14 protein-coding genes and 1 other annotated feature are annotated in these 14,836 nt (G+C 47.7%); all 14 genes read right to left on the bottom strand.

What is annotated here, in order from left to right:
- Nucleotides 1–7: 7 nt before the first annotated feature.
- Entirely contained in the window at nt 8–1,105 is a 1,098-nt protein-coding gene (locus tag SPTER_RS00160; RefSeq protein WP_144348512.1) for a 6-phosphofructokinase, read from the bottom strand.
- A 272-nt stretch (nt 1,106–1,377) separates the two neighbouring features.
- The gene (gene sigH, locus SPTER_RS00155; RefSeq protein WP_144348511.1) at nt 1,378–2,133 is read right to left on the bottom strand and encodes an RNA polymerase sporulation sigma factor SigH; all 756 of its coding nucleotides are present in this window, start codon (nt 2,131–2,133) and stop codon (nt 1,378–1,380) included.
- 170 nt (nt 2,134–2,303) lie between these two features.
- Nucleotides 2,304–2,822: an NYN domain-containing protein gene (locus SPTER_RS00150; RefSeq protein ID WP_144348510.1), complete on the bottom strand. Its 519-nt coding sequence runs from the start codon at nt 2,820–2,822 to the stop codon at nt 2,304–2,306.
- A gap of 19 nt (nt 2,823–2,841) precedes the next feature.
- Nucleotides 2,842–4,239, bottom strand: a complete 1,398-nt coding sequence (locus SPTER_RS00145) for a VanW family protein (RefSeq protein WP_144348509.1) — start codon at nt 4,237–4,239, stop codon at nt 2,842–2,844.
- Complete coding sequence (gene rlmB, locus SPTER_RS00140; RefSeq protein WP_144348508.1) at nt 4,236–4,988, bottom strand: 23S rRNA (guanosine(2251)-2'-O)-methyltransferase RlmB; 753 nt, start codon at nt 4,986–4,988, stop codon at nt 4,236–4,238. The genes SPTER_RS00145 and rlmB overlap by 4 nt, the downstream gene beginning before the upstream one ends.
- A 162-nt stretch (nt 4,989–5,150) precedes the next feature.
- Nucleotides 5,151–6,206, bottom strand: coding sequence for an HD-GYP domain-containing protein (locus SPTER_RS00135; protein WP_144348507.1), 1,056 nt, complete (start codon nt 6,204–6,206; stop codon nt 5,151–5,153).
- Between the two features lie 62 nt (nt 6,207–6,268).
- Entirely contained in the window at nt 6,269–6,949 is a 681-nt protein-coding gene (gene thyX / locus SPTER_RS00130) for an FAD-dependent thymidylate synthase (RefSeq protein WP_144348506.1), read from the bottom strand.
- A 21-nt stretch (nt 6,950–6,970) separates the two neighbouring features.
- Nucleotides 6,971–7,456: a Mini-ribonuclease 3 gene (locus SPTER_RS00125; RefSeq protein WP_144348505.1), complete on the bottom strand. Its 486-nt coding sequence runs from the start codon at nt 7,454–7,456 to the stop codon at nt 6,971–6,973.
- Nucleotides 7,453–8,898, bottom strand: coding sequence for a cysteine--tRNA ligase (cysS, locus tag SPTER_RS00120; RefSeq protein ID WP_144348504.1), 1,446 nt, complete (start codon nt 8,896–8,898; stop codon nt 7,453–7,455). The genes SPTER_RS00125 and cysS overlap by 4 nt, the downstream gene beginning before the upstream one ends.
- The gene (gene cysE / locus SPTER_RS00115; RefSeq protein ID WP_144348503.1) at nt 8,879–9,562 is read right to left on the bottom strand and encodes a serine O-acetyltransferase; all 684 of its coding nucleotides are present in this window, start codon (nt 9,560–9,562) and stop codon (nt 8,879–8,881) included. The genes cysS and cysE overlap by 20 nt, the downstream gene beginning before the upstream one ends.
- Nucleotides 9,563–9,616: 54 nt before the next feature.
- Nucleotides 9,617–9,827: a binding site (T-box leader), on the bottom strand.
- A gap of 136 nt (nt 9,828–9,963) precedes the next feature.
- Nucleotides 9,964–11,424 (bottom strand): glutamate--tRNA ligase, encoded by a 1,461-nt coding sequence (gltX, locus tag SPTER_RS00110; RefSeq protein WP_144348502.1) that lies wholly within the window; start codon nt 11,422–11,424, stop codon nt 9,964–9,966.
- 362 nt (nt 11,425–11,786) lie between these two features.
- Complete coding sequence (locus tag SPTER_RS00105; RefSeq protein ID WP_144348501.1) at nt 11,787–12,068, bottom strand: hypothetical protein; 282 nt, start codon at nt 12,066–12,068, stop codon at nt 11,787–11,789.
- A 75-nt stretch (nt 12,069–12,143) separates the two neighbouring features.
- On the bottom strand, nt 12,144–13,319 hold the full coding sequence (gene ispD, locus SPTER_RS25510) for a 2-C-methyl-D-erythritol 4-phosphate cytidylyltransferase (RefSeq protein ID WP_144348500.1): 1,176 nt from the start codon (nt 13,317–13,319) through the stop codon (nt 12,144–12,146).
- A gap of 137 nt (nt 13,320–13,456) precedes the next feature.
- Nucleotides 13,457–14,584 carry a PIN/TRAM domain-containing protein gene (locus tag SPTER_RS00095; protein ID WP_246105427.1) on the bottom strand — a complete coding sequence of 376 codons (1,128 nt, stop codon included), beginning with the start codon at nt 14,582–14,584 and terminating at the stop codon, nt 13,457–13,459.
- Between the last annotated feature and the right edge of the window lie 252 nt (nt 14,585–14,836).

Genomic DNA, 14,836 nt, shown 5'->3' with positions numbered 1-14,836 from the left:
AGTTTTCTTAATCACCAAAACAAACACCAATTGCCCGGCCGGCAAGTAATAGTTCGTCTTCAGGCGTAATATTATTGGCTTTACCGGCAATGTCAGCAATTGGTACACGAATAATCCGGTTTTTTTGTAAAGACACCATAATACCGAAATGTCCCGCCAGCACACTTTGCGCAGCAGCTACGCCGTAACGTGTTGAAAGCACCCGGTCAAACGCGGTTGGCGTCCCGCCCCGCTGAACATGTCCCAGTACGGTGCAGCGGGACTCCATGCCTGTAAGCTCCTCAATCTCTCTGGCCAGCTTTTCACCGATGCCGCCCAAGCGCACTTTTTCATGACTGCCTTCGACAATACGCGCTATTGATATTTCCCCGCCCAAAGCATGAGCCCCCTCAGCAATAACAATTAAACTGAACTGCCGGCCCCGCTGCTGACGTTCCTTAATCTTGGCAATAACCGAGCCAGTGTTAAAAGGTATTTCCGGAATTAAAATACAGTCAGCGCCGCCAGCCATGCCGGCATGTAATGCAATCCAGCCGGCATATCTGCCCATCACCTCAAGCACCATAACCCGGTGATGTGATTCGGCGGTAGTATGCAGCCGGTCAAGAGCATCTGTAGCCACACCAACAGCGGTGTCAAACCCGAAAGTCCGCTCAGTAACCGGTATGTCATTGTCAATAGTTTTCGGAACAGCGACCACCGGCAAACCCAGCTGATGAAATTCCCCGGCAATCTTAATGGTTCCATCACCGCCGATAACAATAAGCGCCTCAATCCCGGCCTGCCGCAGGTTATTCAGAGCGCGGGCCGACATATCTGTATAAATAACCGCCCCCGCCTGTGTCTGAGGATAGTTAAAAGGATTATCACGGTTCGTGGTTCCCAGTATCGTCCCCCCGCGCGGCAGAATCCCGGCCACACTTTCATCTGTCAGTTGCATCATTTTATTTTCGACCATGCCGCCAAAGCCATTTTTTATACCCCAAACAGTAAGTCCCCGGCCCAGTGCCGTTCTCACAGCCGCCCGGATTACAGCATTAAGCCCCGGTGCATCACCGCCACCTGTCAGTATTGCTATCGTTTTTATTTGATTCAGCTTTGTCATATGCTCAACCACCTCCGTTATATATTGGGATGATAAGAAAAGACTTGGCTTGTGCCAAGTCCTTTAGGACGACGGCAGAAGCCTTAGTCGTTCTTATGTCCACAGAATTTTTTTATAAATTCTGGTAGACTTAGACTTGGCTTGTGCCAAGTCCCTCGGGACGCCGGCAGAAGCCGTCTGTGCCCGTTGGGTAAAGATTTTTCTTATCCCTTAGTTCACAGCATCGCATCGTATTATGATGGAGTAAGAAAAAATGACACCGGCTAATGGTGTCATTTTATACTACGTTGGTCATCATAGCTGTCACTGTAGTTGTTTAGATCTGCCGGAACCTCTTTATTCAGGCCGGTTAGGCCTCTGTACATACCCCGAATATCGCTGTCTTCACCGCGATTTTCCAGATATCGCTCCAGTTTACGTTTTACTCTTTGCAGAGCATTATCAATCGATTTGACATGACGGTCAAGTTCAACGGCAATTTCTTGATAAGACTTGCCATCAAGATATGACATCAGTACCTTCCACTCCAGATCGCTTAAAATCTCGCCCATTTTCTCTTCAATATCAACAAACTCTTCACGGCTGATTACCAGTTCTTCCGGATCAGTGACTTTAGAGCCGGATAACACATCTAATAGCGTCCGGTCAGAATCTTCATCATAAATGGGTTTATTTAAAGAAACATACGAATTCAAGGGAATATGCTTCTGTCTAGTGGCGGTCTTAATGGCGGTAATAATTTGCCGAGTTACACACAATTCCGCAAAAGCTCGAAACGATGACAGCTTATCATTGCGGAAATCGCGAATGGCCTTATATAAACCAATCATGCCTTCCTGGATGATGTCCTCACGCTCAGCGCCGATTAAAAAATACGATCTGGCTTTAGCCCGCACAAAGTTGCGATATTTATTAATCAAATACTCCAGAGCGACCGTGTTGTCATTATCTTTGGCGTCAAATACTATTTCTTCATCAGTTAAGTTGTCAAAACAACCATACAGATCGCGTTGAGTATTAACCCGCATCGCCCCCACTAGTTTTTATTTTGCTGTCGATAATGGCCAAAACCAATTTTCTTTTATCTGCAAAAACCGGCCATTTGTCATTGTGAAAAAAATAAAAGTGCACTAAAGGGATAGTGCCTACGGTATTAGTTCACGTCTTATCACAATAAATTATACCTGTAAGCGCAAAGTTAGTCAAGCCCATCTCTGCGCATCGCTTCAAGGCGCTTAAAAATATCCTGTCCCAGACGGCTGCCAAGCTCATGCCGGTCCCGCGCAAATACCTTCTGGGAAATGTTTGCCTTAATCTCTTTTTTGGCGCTGGCAACGTCATTTCTTAGTTCGCGGGCTGAAATCCGGAACGCGCCCGCCCCCAGAACAAACATTTGCTCGGCCGAATCAGAGGTGACAACATAAACACGTTCTCCCTGGCGGACAAGATAGTATACCATTTTCTCGATACAGCTGTCAGCCGTTTCACCTTCTTTGGTGTAAATCACCTCCAATTCACTATTCAGGATCTGGCTGGCACCTTTGCCGGCAGCCAGATGGGCATCAAACACAATAATTGTCTTAAATCCTTTATATGCACCATACTCACTCAGTATGTCCACAAGTTTGGCCCGGGCATATTCTAAACTGTCTTTTATTATACTCAACTCCGGCCAGGCATTAATCACGTTATAACCATCGACGATTAACAAGTCCATCGAGAAAAGATCTCCAATCTTATTGCATACTGCCGGCATCAAACGGTTTGTCTGTATCCTTAGTCCTCTTTGTTTCTGCCTGAACCGGTTTTGGGGCCGGTCCGGTTTTGATCACGGTATTGTCAGGGGCATACTTGTCGCGCGATAGTACCTCGCGTTTTAGTTCTGTCCCATTATTATCACGGATAATCCGGATAACAGTTACTGAGTATCCGGGTTTACCCGGTTTTTCAACCTTGTTTTCGCCCGGGGGCAACGATGGGTCGGCTTTTTTTATGGTAGCCGGCTGAATCACCTGCTGGTCAACTGTCACAATATCAATGTTTTTATCAAGAGCACGCTGTCCGAATATCCCCACATTCAGTTTGTTGCCTTCTGCTTCGGCCATAATCATTACCGGCGCCGAGCTGTTATTGGCAAATTTAAAATCCAGGGTATTATACGCAACCGTTGCATCCCGCCCCAGCGGAACATAAGCAAGCGGCTTAGAATGGTTGGTACGTTCCACAATGTTAAGCCCGGCCAGCAGTACAGCGTTATATAATGTTGATGAAACCTGACATACACCACCGCCGATTCCAGGTACAAATTCGCCATTAATAATCTCCATGGCCTCTTTAAAGCCCTGTGATTTTTCTCTGGGGCCCACAGTATCGTTGTAGGAAAAGACCTGTCCGGGATAAAGCAGTTTGCCATTTATCTTTTGGGCAGACAATTTTACATTAGCTGTCCGGTTGGCATCTTCGGTGTTAAACACAGTTGTATACACGGCAACCAGTTCTTTTATGCCATTTTTAGCAAGCTCTTCGGCCGTAATTTCCGGATAGACCGGTTTTACCGGCAGGATGATGGTATTGGTCTCAGAACGGTTAACCGCCGACAGCATTAATTTTTTCAGAGCGGCAACATCAATCTCCTGCCCCTCGACCTCAGACACAATACCACCGGTATGCAGGCTGAGCGTGGCATTGCGCGGCGGTTTGTTGATATTTTCCTGAAGCTGCTCCAGGACTGTGTCAAGCTTATTCTCATTATACCTGATTTTGAGGGGCGTCGACCACCCCTCCACCTGGACGTCGCTAATTTTTTTCAGACGCTGCCACCAGGAGCCTTCACGCCCCACCTGCCATGCAGCATCGGCTGTTGCTTCGGCATCAATGCTATAATCAATATGCTCAGGTTCAATACGAAATGTCGCACTGCCATAAGTTAGCAAAATAGGCCGGCCCACCTGATCTTTTTGCCATACTGATAGCATTTGCGCCACTTCATCCCGGGATTTTCCGGCAACTTCAATGTTGGCCACTCTTACACCGCTATACACTGTCTGGGCAAACAGCGGCCTGGTCAGCCAAAAAGCGGCTATCCCGGTTAATATGATGGCCACTGCCAAAATGATCCCCATCCAGTGTTTCATTTTGTTTTCAGCTCCCTTTGTCTAAGGACTTCGTACAGCAACAGCGAGCATGCCACCGATGCATTAAGAGATGCAATCTTGCCCCGCATGGGGATACGCACAATATAATCACAGGCCTCTTTTGTTAACCGCCCCATGCCTTCGCCCTCACTCCCGACAACAATAACAACAGGGCCGGTAAGGTCGGCGTCATAATAGTCTTTTGTTCCGTCCATATCGGCACCTACTACCCAAAGGCCCTGTTTTTTTAAGGCTTTAAGGGTTTGGGAGACATTGCCGATTCGTGCCACTGGTACATGCTCAACTGCACCGGCCGAGGTTTTAGCTACGGTTTGCGTAAGAGGACAGCTGCGTCGTTTGGGGATAAGTACACCATGAACACCGGTTGCATCAGCAGTGCGTAAAATGGCCCCCACATTGTGAGGATCAGCCAATTCATCAAGAAGAACCAAAAATGGCGGCTCATCTTTCCCATAGGCAGCTGCCAAAATATCCTCCATCTCCACATAAGCAACCGGCGCCGCCAGCGCAACAACCCCCTGATGTCTCACCCCAGCCGACAGTTGGTCAAGCTTAACAATCTCAGTCTCTTGTATAACTAATCCCTGTTCCCGGGCCTGAGCAATGATATCGCGGATTGAGCCCTGCCGTTCCCCTTTGGCAATTAGAATTTTGTTTAGTGACCGGCCGGCTTTCAGCGCTTCCAGAACGCTATTACGGCCAGCTATTATTTCTGCGTCATTAGACATCAATATCGCTCCTTAAGGAAAAGTTTGTGTCTCTTATTATTATGAAAAAACGGCAGAATATAATCCTGCCGGTTGTCCATTCTAGTCATTCACAGATTTGATTCATAGTTTCAACATCCATAACAGGTGCACTACCGCCATTGCCGGCCGTATTAAGCTAATTTAAGAAACCTCGGCAATATACAATGCAGGGTTGGCTGTCATATCAATAGTAACAGTTTGGCTTACCCGTTCGCCGGCGGCGTTTGCAGTTATACTGATAATAGGTTTAGTCTTGCATTCGTCGGCATAGTCTTTAATAATCCCCGTTGCTTTATTATTCAACCGGACTACAGCCCCCATCGGATAGCGGGCGACATTTTTAGCGAGCAGCTGAATATACTCCGGATTGAAGTAAGTACCGCCTGCTTTTTGAATAATGGCTAATGCATCATAGACAGACAATGCTTTCCGGTAAGGGGTCGTCGCTGTCATGGAACAATATACGTCGGCAATGGCCACAATCTGAGCAAACTCATGAATGGAGCTGTCACTGGCGCCACGGGGATAACCGCTGCCGTCAAAACGCTCATGATGCTGCAATGCGCAGTTGGCAGCCGCTAAGCTGATATCAGAGTTACGCTGCAGAATTTCATAGCCTTTCTCCGTATGTTTTTTTACGATCGCCATCTCTTCCGGGGTCAGCGTGCCCGGCTTATTGAGGATATCACGGGAAATAGTTATCATACCGACATCCCGGAGCAGCGCCCCCAGGCCCAGATCCCGTAACCGCTGCCCCTCCAGGCCGCAGCTGATTCCCATCATTGTGGCAAAGAAATAACCATTAACAGCATGTTTAAACAGATAGTCGTTGCACATCTGCATGGCAGTAAATAAAGGCTGGATCTCCTTGTGTATACAACACTCGTCTAAAAGTGACAGCAACTTATCTTTGACCGTCCCCATCTGAACATACTTGCCAACACTTACTTCAGTCAGCGCCGCATGAGCGTTCAGGACAATCTCATTCCTGGCACTTTGCGCTGCTTCATCAGCAGGGTCGATAAGCAGCGCTTCCCCCTGAATGTAGATATACTTAATATCAAGTTCGGACAATTTAGAAACATGATACTCGGTCAGTTCAACCCCGCTGTTCAAAACCACCTGACCATTTAGCCCGTATACGGGCTGAGCCAACTGCATACCTGCCTGGACACCCTCCAGAAGCACACGCCGCATTGTCGATTACCTCCAGCGAAAATTGCACATAATTTGTTGAATATGTGTACTAGGTAAGAGTTCTACTTTTGCGATTTAATTCCTGCCAGCCGGCCGCATGACAGGGCCCCCTCCGGGCAATAACCACCGGTTACGCAGGTTGGACCGGCTTTGGCAAACAGGCGGGGCGCAACTGACCTAACTTCTGCCAGCATAACATTGGCAAGGTTGCGTATTTCCCATTGTGCCCGCTGACAACACCGTTTTTCAAAAAAATGCAGCAGCGAGCGGGCATTCATAGTTACAACAATTTTGGTTTCAGTGGCATTCGCCAATACATAGCGCGCATCTTCCTGATGTATACCGAGACTCACCAATTCATCATAAGTCTGCTGAATCTGGTGTAGGAGCCTGTCATATTTCACTTTTGCTTCAGGGTGGCCGGCAATTGCTGGCGGCAAAATATATTCAAAGCCGTGCTCACTTACATACCGCTGTGACTGCTGTGAATAGGAGGCAATACGGTGGCGGACAAGCTGGTGGGTAAGTACCCGGGAAATACCTTCAATGGCAAAGGTAAAATTTACATGCTCAAATGTTGACAAATGGCCCATGCCAAAAAGCTTATCAAGCAATGTGCTTACCTGGGTGTCGGACATTGTTTGCGCCAGTTCCTCCGCCCCACTGGCCGAATAACAGAGCCGGGCCGACATGGCCACAGTGCGTTCAGGCTCCGGTGTATATTGGATTAATTTTAATTTCATGGCTACAGCTCTCCCTTTTGGCTACTTTTTAGCAATAGCTGTCATTTCCCGGGAAATAATAGCGAAAGCCTTGTCGGCAATTTCCGACAGCCTGTCGTGCTTTTTCTCCAAATACAGATACCCCATCAAGGCTTCGAAACCGGTGGCATACCGGTATTCGGAAATCGAAGCACTTTTGGGCACTGTCGACTTAGCGTTGCGCCCCCGCCGGACAATATCGGCCTCTGCCGGCGAAAGCTGGTCTTCCAGCGCTTTAACGGCTTTAGACTGCATGACAGCCGACACAATTTTAGCATCAAAGGTATGTAAGACCCGGACCTTGTTTTGTTCATACCCCAGCAGTCTTGTACGCACATAAAGCGTAAAATAGGCATCACCGACGTACGCCAGCACCAATGGCGCCAGCCGCCCGGCATCAATATCATGATATTTAGCCGGGGATATTTCCCCGGCCTCATTGAAAGTAAAAAGGTTATCCACTAATTTTTGAAAGTGATCAAAGTTCACCGTTTTTTCCACCTGACGCCCTGCGGCGAGTCTTCAAGAACAATGCCTGCCACAGCTAATTTGTCGCGAATTTGGTCTGCGGTTGCCCAGTCCTTTTTCTGCCGGGCTTCCTGCCGGATATCAATAATAAGTTGCATAAGCTCATTAACCAGTTCGGTATTGCTGTCTTGAGCAGCGGCACCGGTGCCTGCCAGCCTGATCCCGATAATATCAGCCATCTGACTGTAGGTTTTGTCAACTTGGGTTAGAGCCTCCTTATCCAAGCCGGCTTTGCCGGCAGCAACCTTACTATGGTAAATATTAATCTCTTTGGCTAAGCCAAACATGGTGCTAATCGCCAGCGCAGTGTTGAAATCGTCGTCCATGGCGGCAACAAATTCAGCCATTGACGCGGCCGCGGCTTTAACAAGGGCCTGTGAATCCCCGCTGGCGCTACCGGCCGCAAAGGTTGCCAGGTGTATCAGGTTGTCGCTGGCTGTCTTTAAGCGTTCCAGGCTCCGACCGGCTTCTTCCAGCCTTTCATCACTAAAATCAAGCGGGCTCCGGTAATGGGTTGACAGGATAAAGAAACGCAGCACCTCTGGCCGGAAGTGTTCCAGGATATCAATTACCAGGAAAAAATTTCCCAGTGATTTGCTCATCTTCTCTTCATTTACGGTAATAAAACCGTTGTGCAGCCAAAAGCGCACAAACGGTTCAACCCCGGTAAAAGCCTCGGACTGGGCAATTTCGTTTTCATGATGGGGGAATACCAGATCACTGCCGCCGCCATGAAAATCAAAGCTGGCGCCGAGATACTTGTAAGACATAACCGAACACTCAATATGCCAGCCCGGCCTTCCCGGTCCCCAGGGGCTATCCCAGGCCGGTTCACCCGGTTTGGCGCTTTTCCACAAAGCAAAATCCATCGGATGCTGCTTGCGTTCATCAACATCAACCCGGGCACCGGCCTTCATATCTTCAAGATTTCGACCGCTCAATTTTCCATACTGGGGAAATTGTTCCACACTGTAGTATACATCCCCCGCAACAGGATAGGCAAAGCCTTTATCTACAAGTGTTTTAATCATCGCGATAATTTCCGGAATATGATCAGACACCCTGGGGTAAACCTGGGCCCGCCTGATGTTAAGTGTATCCATGACTTCAAAATAGGAGGCTATATATCTGTTGGCAATCACATCCCAGGTTACTTGCTCACTTTTAGCCGCATTAATAATCTTATCGTCAACATCAGTAAAGTTCTGAACATGGAAAACGTCATACCCTGAATATTCCAGATAACGGCGAATGACATCCCAGGTTATAAACGGACGGGCATTGCCGATATGGGGATGGTTATAGGGAGTCACGCCGCATACATACATTTTTACCTTCCCTGGCGTCAGGGGAACAAACTCTTCTTTTTGCTTTGTCAGGGTGTTAAACACCTTCAGGGTCATGCTGTTTCAACTCCTTTTCCAACTGTTCAATCCGTGCTTCCAGGCGTTTCATATTGCGTTGCATACAGTGCAGCATTTCTGCCACAGGGTCTGGTAAATCATCATGTTCCAGGTCTATTCCGTCTATATCAGGACGGTTTATTTTTTTTCCCTCATGCCAGACAATCCTGCCCGGTATGCCAACGACGGTGGAGTTAGGCGGAACCTCCCGCAGCACCACCGAGCCGGCCCCAATTTTGGAATTGTCGCCAACCATAAATGAACCTAATACTTTCGCGCCGCTGGCCACAACAACATTATTACCGATAGTGGGATGGCGCTTGCCTTTTTCTTTGCCTGTGCCGCCTAAGGTAACACCCTGATACAGAGTAACATTATTGCCGATAATACAGGTTTCACCAATGACAACCCCGGTTGCGTGGTCAATAAACAGACCGTCCCCAATAGTTGCGCCCGGATGAACATCCACACCGGTTAATAAGCGGTTGAAATAGCAGATCATACGCGGTACAAGCACCCAGCCGCGTTTAAATAAATAGTTGGAGATACGGTACAGCCAAATAGCATGCAGACCTGGATAGCACAATAAGACTTCGATTACGCTTTTTGCGGCAGGATCGCGGTCAAAGACTACTTTAATGTCTTGTTTTATCCGTTTAAGCATAGTATTCCCTCCTCAAAATAATTTAGAACGGGCATAAAAAAACCACCATCTCACTACAGAGACGGTGGCCCGCGGTTCCACTCTGCTTGGGGATATCCCCCCGCTTTATGCTGATAACGGCAGCACCCGTGACGGCTTACTTAAAATTCACCCATCCTGCTACCAGGTGCATTTCTACGAACCCTTGCCCAGCGCCGCTTTCAGCCGGTGGCGGCACCTCTCTGAAGGAGGGTAAACGTATACTTCTCCCGATCATTGCATTTATGTGCGCTTGTTCGCACTTATTTATTTCTGGTGTTTCTAGTTACACTGCTTATTTCCGAGTAGGCAAATCGGTATTATGAATAAATTATACTAACGGCTGCTTGGCTATGTCAAGCAGCAATCTCAGCAAACCCAAATTATACTTTTGCCAGCAGTGAAGCGATTCTGGCCAAGGTACGCTCTTTGCCAATGAGCGGGATCAGATTAATCAGCTCAGGCCCGTGCATTTTACCGGTGATGGCAATACGCAGCGGCATATATACTTTTTTTCCGCCCAATTTAAGTTCTTTGGTAATACCTTTGAGGATAGCCTGAACAGCCGCGGGCGCCAGCGGGTCTAAGGCCTCCAGCCGGGCTTTAAAAACGTCTATCACTTTCGCAACATCGGCATCCTGCATAATTGCGTGGGCTTCGTCACTCTCAAACTCAAATTCATCGTTAAAAAACACATCAATGTGTTCTGTGATTTGCGCAGCATAGCTGATATACCCCTGTAGTTCAGCCACCACTTTGACCAGCCATTCTTTCCGGTCAGCCGGCAGGTGTTCACCGATATAGCCGGCAGCCTGCAGATGAGGCAAGGCCAGTTCTGTCACCAGTTCCGGAGCGGCTTGCTTCATATAATACGCATTAATATAGTTTAATTTATCAACATCAAACACGGCCGGATTTTTGGCAACCCGGTCCATGGAAAACTGATTAATAAGTTCGTCGGCACTGAACAGTTCCTGCTCTCCGGGCGGTGCCCAGCCTAAAAGGGCCAGAAAGTTTACAATCCCTGCAGGTAAGTATCCCAGCTTTTTATATTGTTCAACCGAGGTCGCACCATGGCGTTTGCTCATCTTGGTACGGTCTTTTCCCAGGATCAGTGAAATATGACCAAACTGCGGCAAAGGCAATCCCAGCGCCTGATAGATTAGGATTTGCCGGGGCGTATTAGACAGATGCTCCTCGGCGCGAATGACATGGGTTATTTTCATCAGGGCATCATCAAGCACAACTGCATAGTTATATACAGGAATACCATCTGATTTGACAATAACAAAATCACCCACACCGTTAGAATCAAAACTTACGGTGTCCCGCACCATATCTTTAAATATAATTTGCTGGTTCTCAGGTACATGAAAACGGACAGTCGGTTTGTGACCGGCCGCAGCCAGGCGCTCACGGTCAGCTGCGGGCAAATTACGGCAGCGGCCGGTATAGCGTGGTGTCTCCCCCCGCTCCATCTGCGCCTGACGCTCTGCCTCGAGTTCTTCCTCGGTACAAAAACAGTAATAAGCTTGTCCGCTGGCCAGCAGCTTATCCGTATACTGGCGGTACAGATCAAGGCGTTCTGTCTGCCGGTACGGCCCGTAATCGCCGCCCGCATCAATGCCTTCATCCCAGTCAAGCCCCAGCCACCGCAACGAGGCTTTAATGTTCTCCTCAGATTCGCGGGTTGAGCGCTCCAGATCGGTATCCTCAATCCGCAGAATCAGCTTGCCGCCCTCTTTACGGGCCAACAGCCAGTTAAACAACGCCGAGCGTGCCCCCCCGATATGCAACGGCCCGGTCGGGCTTGGTGCAAAACGCACCCTGATTTCTCGTCCCATTTATATTTACCCCTTCCATACATTGTTAACAAAGGTTGCTCATAATGCCAATCATTGTATATTCTAGCAGATTGCACGCCAGCTTGCAAAATAATATTAGAAAAACTTGGCTTGTGCCAAGTCCTACCAGACGCCGGCAGAAGCCAAAGATTTTTCTTATCCCTTAGCAATCAGCCTTGAATTGTTATGAATGCTGATGGGGTTAGAAAAACTTGGCTTGTGCCAAGTCCTGCCAGACGCCGGCAAAAGCCACCTGTGCCCCTTAGGGTAAAGATTTTTCTTATCCCTTAGATTATAGTCTTGAACTTTTATAGATTCAGATGGGGCGAAAAAAATGAACTGTCTTTTAGACAGTTCAGCGCTTACTCCACCTTAACGACAAACATACCGTTTACAATGTCCGGAATTATCAGTGTCGTGTTTGCTCCATTAAAGCCGCCGGCTACCGGCTTAGCGCCATCAGCCAGCAAAGCCAAGCGCCATACCAGTTTATCGTTAAGCCATAACTCGCCGCAAGTGGCTCCGTCCTGGCGCATGATATTTATGTTAAAACTAAAATCAGCTGCCAGGGCGGAAGTGGGATACAGGATAATGATCATTGACAGCAGCAGGATAATTAACAGTCTGCAACTTGTTTTCCGCATAATCAGCCCTCCAGATAGGTCAATATCAGTTAGTTATAATATGTGTACTTTTTGGGCTTTTATACAGATTGACCATTAAAGCCGAGCACTGATGATTGTGACTGCTGCATATGCAGCAATCCCCTGCTCCTGGCCGGCAAAACCTAACCCCTCGGTCGTCGTGGCTTTTACATTAACCTGGCTGCTGCCAATACCTAAGGTTACAGCGATATTCTCGTTCATTTTCGCAATATATGAAGCTAATTTGGGTTTTTGGGCAACAATAGTAGCATCAATATTATTGACAGTATACCCATGGCCGGCCAGGATTACACGTACTTCAGCCAATAGTACCAGGCTTGATATCCCTTTATAACGACCATCCGTATCGGGGAAATGGCGGCCAATATCACCTAATGCGGCTGCCCCCAGCAGAGCGTCTTTAATAGCATGTAAAAGAACATCGGCATCAGAGTGGCCGTCAAGCCCCAGCCCATAGGGAACATTTACGCCGCCCAAAATCAGTTTGCGCCCCGGAACCAGGCGGTGAACATCATAACCGATGCCTGTACGAATCATAGTTACGGCCTCCTGTCGTTTGGCTAGAATGGCTTCGGCAAAAACTAGATCTTCCGGAGTGGTAATCTTTATATTCTGATAATCACCTTGTACAATTTGTACGCCGGTACCCAGACGCTCCACTAAACCGGCGTCATCTGTGCCGATATAACTTTCCTCTGCCGCCCGGGCATAGGCCTTTTTTAGCAAACCGGCGGCAAAAGCCTGTGGTGTCTGAACCGCCCACAGCTTACGCCGGTCAGGGGTATTCATAACCCAGCCGGCGGCATCGACCGACTTAATGGTGTCCTTGACCGGTACGGCGGCTATAGCGGCATTATACTGGCGGGCAGCAGCGACAACCTGATCAAACAGGTGCGCCCCGGCCAGCGGGCGGGCTCCGTCATGGACTACCACGATATCAGTAGTGTCCGGAATCAACGCCAGGGCATTGGCAATGGAATGCTGGCGCTCAATTCCACCGGCAACAACCTGCCAGGGCACTGACAGGTTGTTGCTAGCCAGCAGGGTGCGTATAGCCTCAATGTCTTCACCGGCTGCCGTTATGATTACACGACCTACGGCCTCAACAGCAGCGGCTGCCAATACAGTATGTACTAACACGGCTTTGCCTGCAAGCGGCAGCAATACCTTATTGATGCCGCTCCCCATTCTTTTTCCCTGCCCGGCAGCCGCAATGATAACACAAACCATAACTTCCCTCCTCAGTAGAATTTGCGGGGATAAAAAACTAATCATCCAGGTAACCGGCAAGAAAGAGATGGCCCGGTTTCTGTATAATTTTATCACAGGGCAAAAAGCCTTCAAGCCAAAAGGCTTGAAGGCTTTTTTCACATCGCTACTTTGGGTTTGGCAAAAATCATCCGGCCGGCGGCAGTTTGCAATACGGAGGTAACTAAGACACCTACAGTCTCCCCAATATGTTTTTTCCCACCGTCAACCACAATCATGGTTCCATCGTCAAGATAGGCTACGCCTTGGCCAAACTCCTTGCCGTCTTTAACAACATGTACGACCATTTCTTCGCCCGGCAAAACTACCGGTTTGACAGCATTAGACAGTTCGTTGATATTAAGAACAGAAACGCCCTGTAATTCTGCTACCTTGTTAAGATTATAATCATTGGTGATGATCTTGGCTTTAAGTAATTGTCCCAGTTTAATCAACTTTGAATCAACCTCGGCGATATCTTCAAAGTCGCGATTATCAATGTGAACATTTAACTCCAGTTCTTTCTGCATGCGGTTTAAAATATCTAAGCCGCGCCTACCGCGGTTACGCTTCAGAAGATCGGATGAATCAGCAATATGCTGGAGTTCCTCCAGCACAAACACCGGAATGATGAGCAGTCCTTCAATAAAGCCGCTTTTGCAAATATCAGCGATGCGGCCATCAATAATAACGCTCGTATCCAGTATTTTGGCAGGACACACATTGGCATTTTTTTCTTTGGTACGTTCTTTACCATCCCGGTTAAGCCACGGCAATGCCGGCAACGCGGAAAACATGCTGAACAATTCTTCCCGTTTCTTAATAGCAACATTAATCCCCAAATACCCGAGAATAATACTCAAAAGCAGTGGAACATACTTCCCGACAATCGGGATAGGTAAAAAAGCCGATCCCAGCAAATTAGAAATTATTAGTCCAATTGCTAAACCCAACACACCGGCCAGCACATCGTAGCCTGGCATTTTGTTTAAACGTAATTCCACCCAGTAAGTAAAGTGCCAAAGTTGCTTAACAAAAAATGGTGCTACCAGGAAGCCAAGCACGCCCCCCGCAATTCCCCCAAAAACAAATGAGAGAATAGTAGTCATGGTAACGCCAAACACACCGATGTTTAGAAATTCTTCACTAACCACAACTGTCAGGAGAGGAATAATCCTGTCAGTTATCATCAGGCCACCAACCGCCGCCAATACGGTAATAAGGATTCTAAGTGTTTTGTCAATCACGGCTTCTACCTCCTTTCTATAACTTAATTTTAATCCAAAAACTGGAAATATAATTTAATTATACCCAGCTTTGAATAAAAAAATACGTCAAGTCTTAAAAGATCTTGGCTGTAGTAGGTTATAGTATAGCATAAAGGTTCCGCTTTTGTCAAAATTTTATATTTTAGCATGTATACACAATCCTGTCAAGAAGCCTGCTTTAATTATTCTTAGGCAGTTATTGCCCTATACATTGACAACTGCAGAGAGCAG

Source organism: Sporomusa termitida, assembly GCF_007641255.1.
Classification (GTDB): Bacteria; Bacillota; Negativicutes; order Sporomusales; family Sporomusaceae; genus Sporomusa; species Sporomusa termitida.
This window is presented reverse-complemented; position numbering and strand designations above follow the sequence as displayed.

Coding starts and splice junctions, on each gene's coding strand:
- SPTER_RS00160 (WP_144348512.1), bottom strand. CDS start 1,105: ATGACAAAGCTGAATCAAATAAAAACGATAGCAATACTGACAGGTGGC.
- sigH (WP_144348511.1), bottom strand. CDS start 2,133: ATGCGGGTTAATACTCAACGCGATCTGTATGGTTGTTTTGACAACTTA.
- SPTER_RS00150 (WP_144348510.1), bottom strand. CDS start 2,822: ATGGACTTGTTAATCGTCGATGGTTATAACGTGATTAATGCCTGGCCG.
- SPTER_RS00145 (WP_144348509.1), bottom strand. CDS start 4,239: ATGAAACACTGGATGGGGATCATTTTGGCAGTGGCCATCATATTAACC.
- rlmB (WP_144348508.1), bottom strand. CDS start 4,988: ATGTCTAATGACGCAGAAATAATAGCTGGCCGTAATAGCGTTCTGGAA.
- SPTER_RS00135 (WP_144348507.1), bottom strand. CDS start 6,206: ATGCGGCGTGTGCTTCTGGAGGGTGTCCAGGCAGGTATGCAGTTGGCT.
- thyX (WP_144348506.1), bottom strand. CDS start 6,949: ATGAAATTAAAATTAATCCAATATACACCGGAGCCTGAACGCACTGTG.
- cysS (WP_144348504.1), bottom strand. CDS start 8,898: ATGACCCTGAAGGTGTTTAACACCCTGACAAAGCAAAAAGAAGAGTTT.
- cysE (WP_144348503.1), bottom strand. CDS start 9,562: ATGCTTAAACGGATAAAACAAGACATTAAAGTAGTCTTTGACCGCGAT.
- gltX (WP_144348502.1), bottom strand. CDS start 11,424: ATGGGACGAGAAATCAGGGTGCGTTTTGCACCAAGCCCGACCGGGCCG.
- SPTER_RS00105 (WP_144348501.1), bottom strand. CDS start 12,068: ATGCGGAAAACAAGTTGCAGACTGTTAATTATCCTGCTGCTGTCAATG.
- ispD (WP_144348500.1), bottom strand. CDS start 13,319: ATGGTTTGTGTTATCATTGCGGCTGCCGGGCAGGGAAAAAGAATGGGG.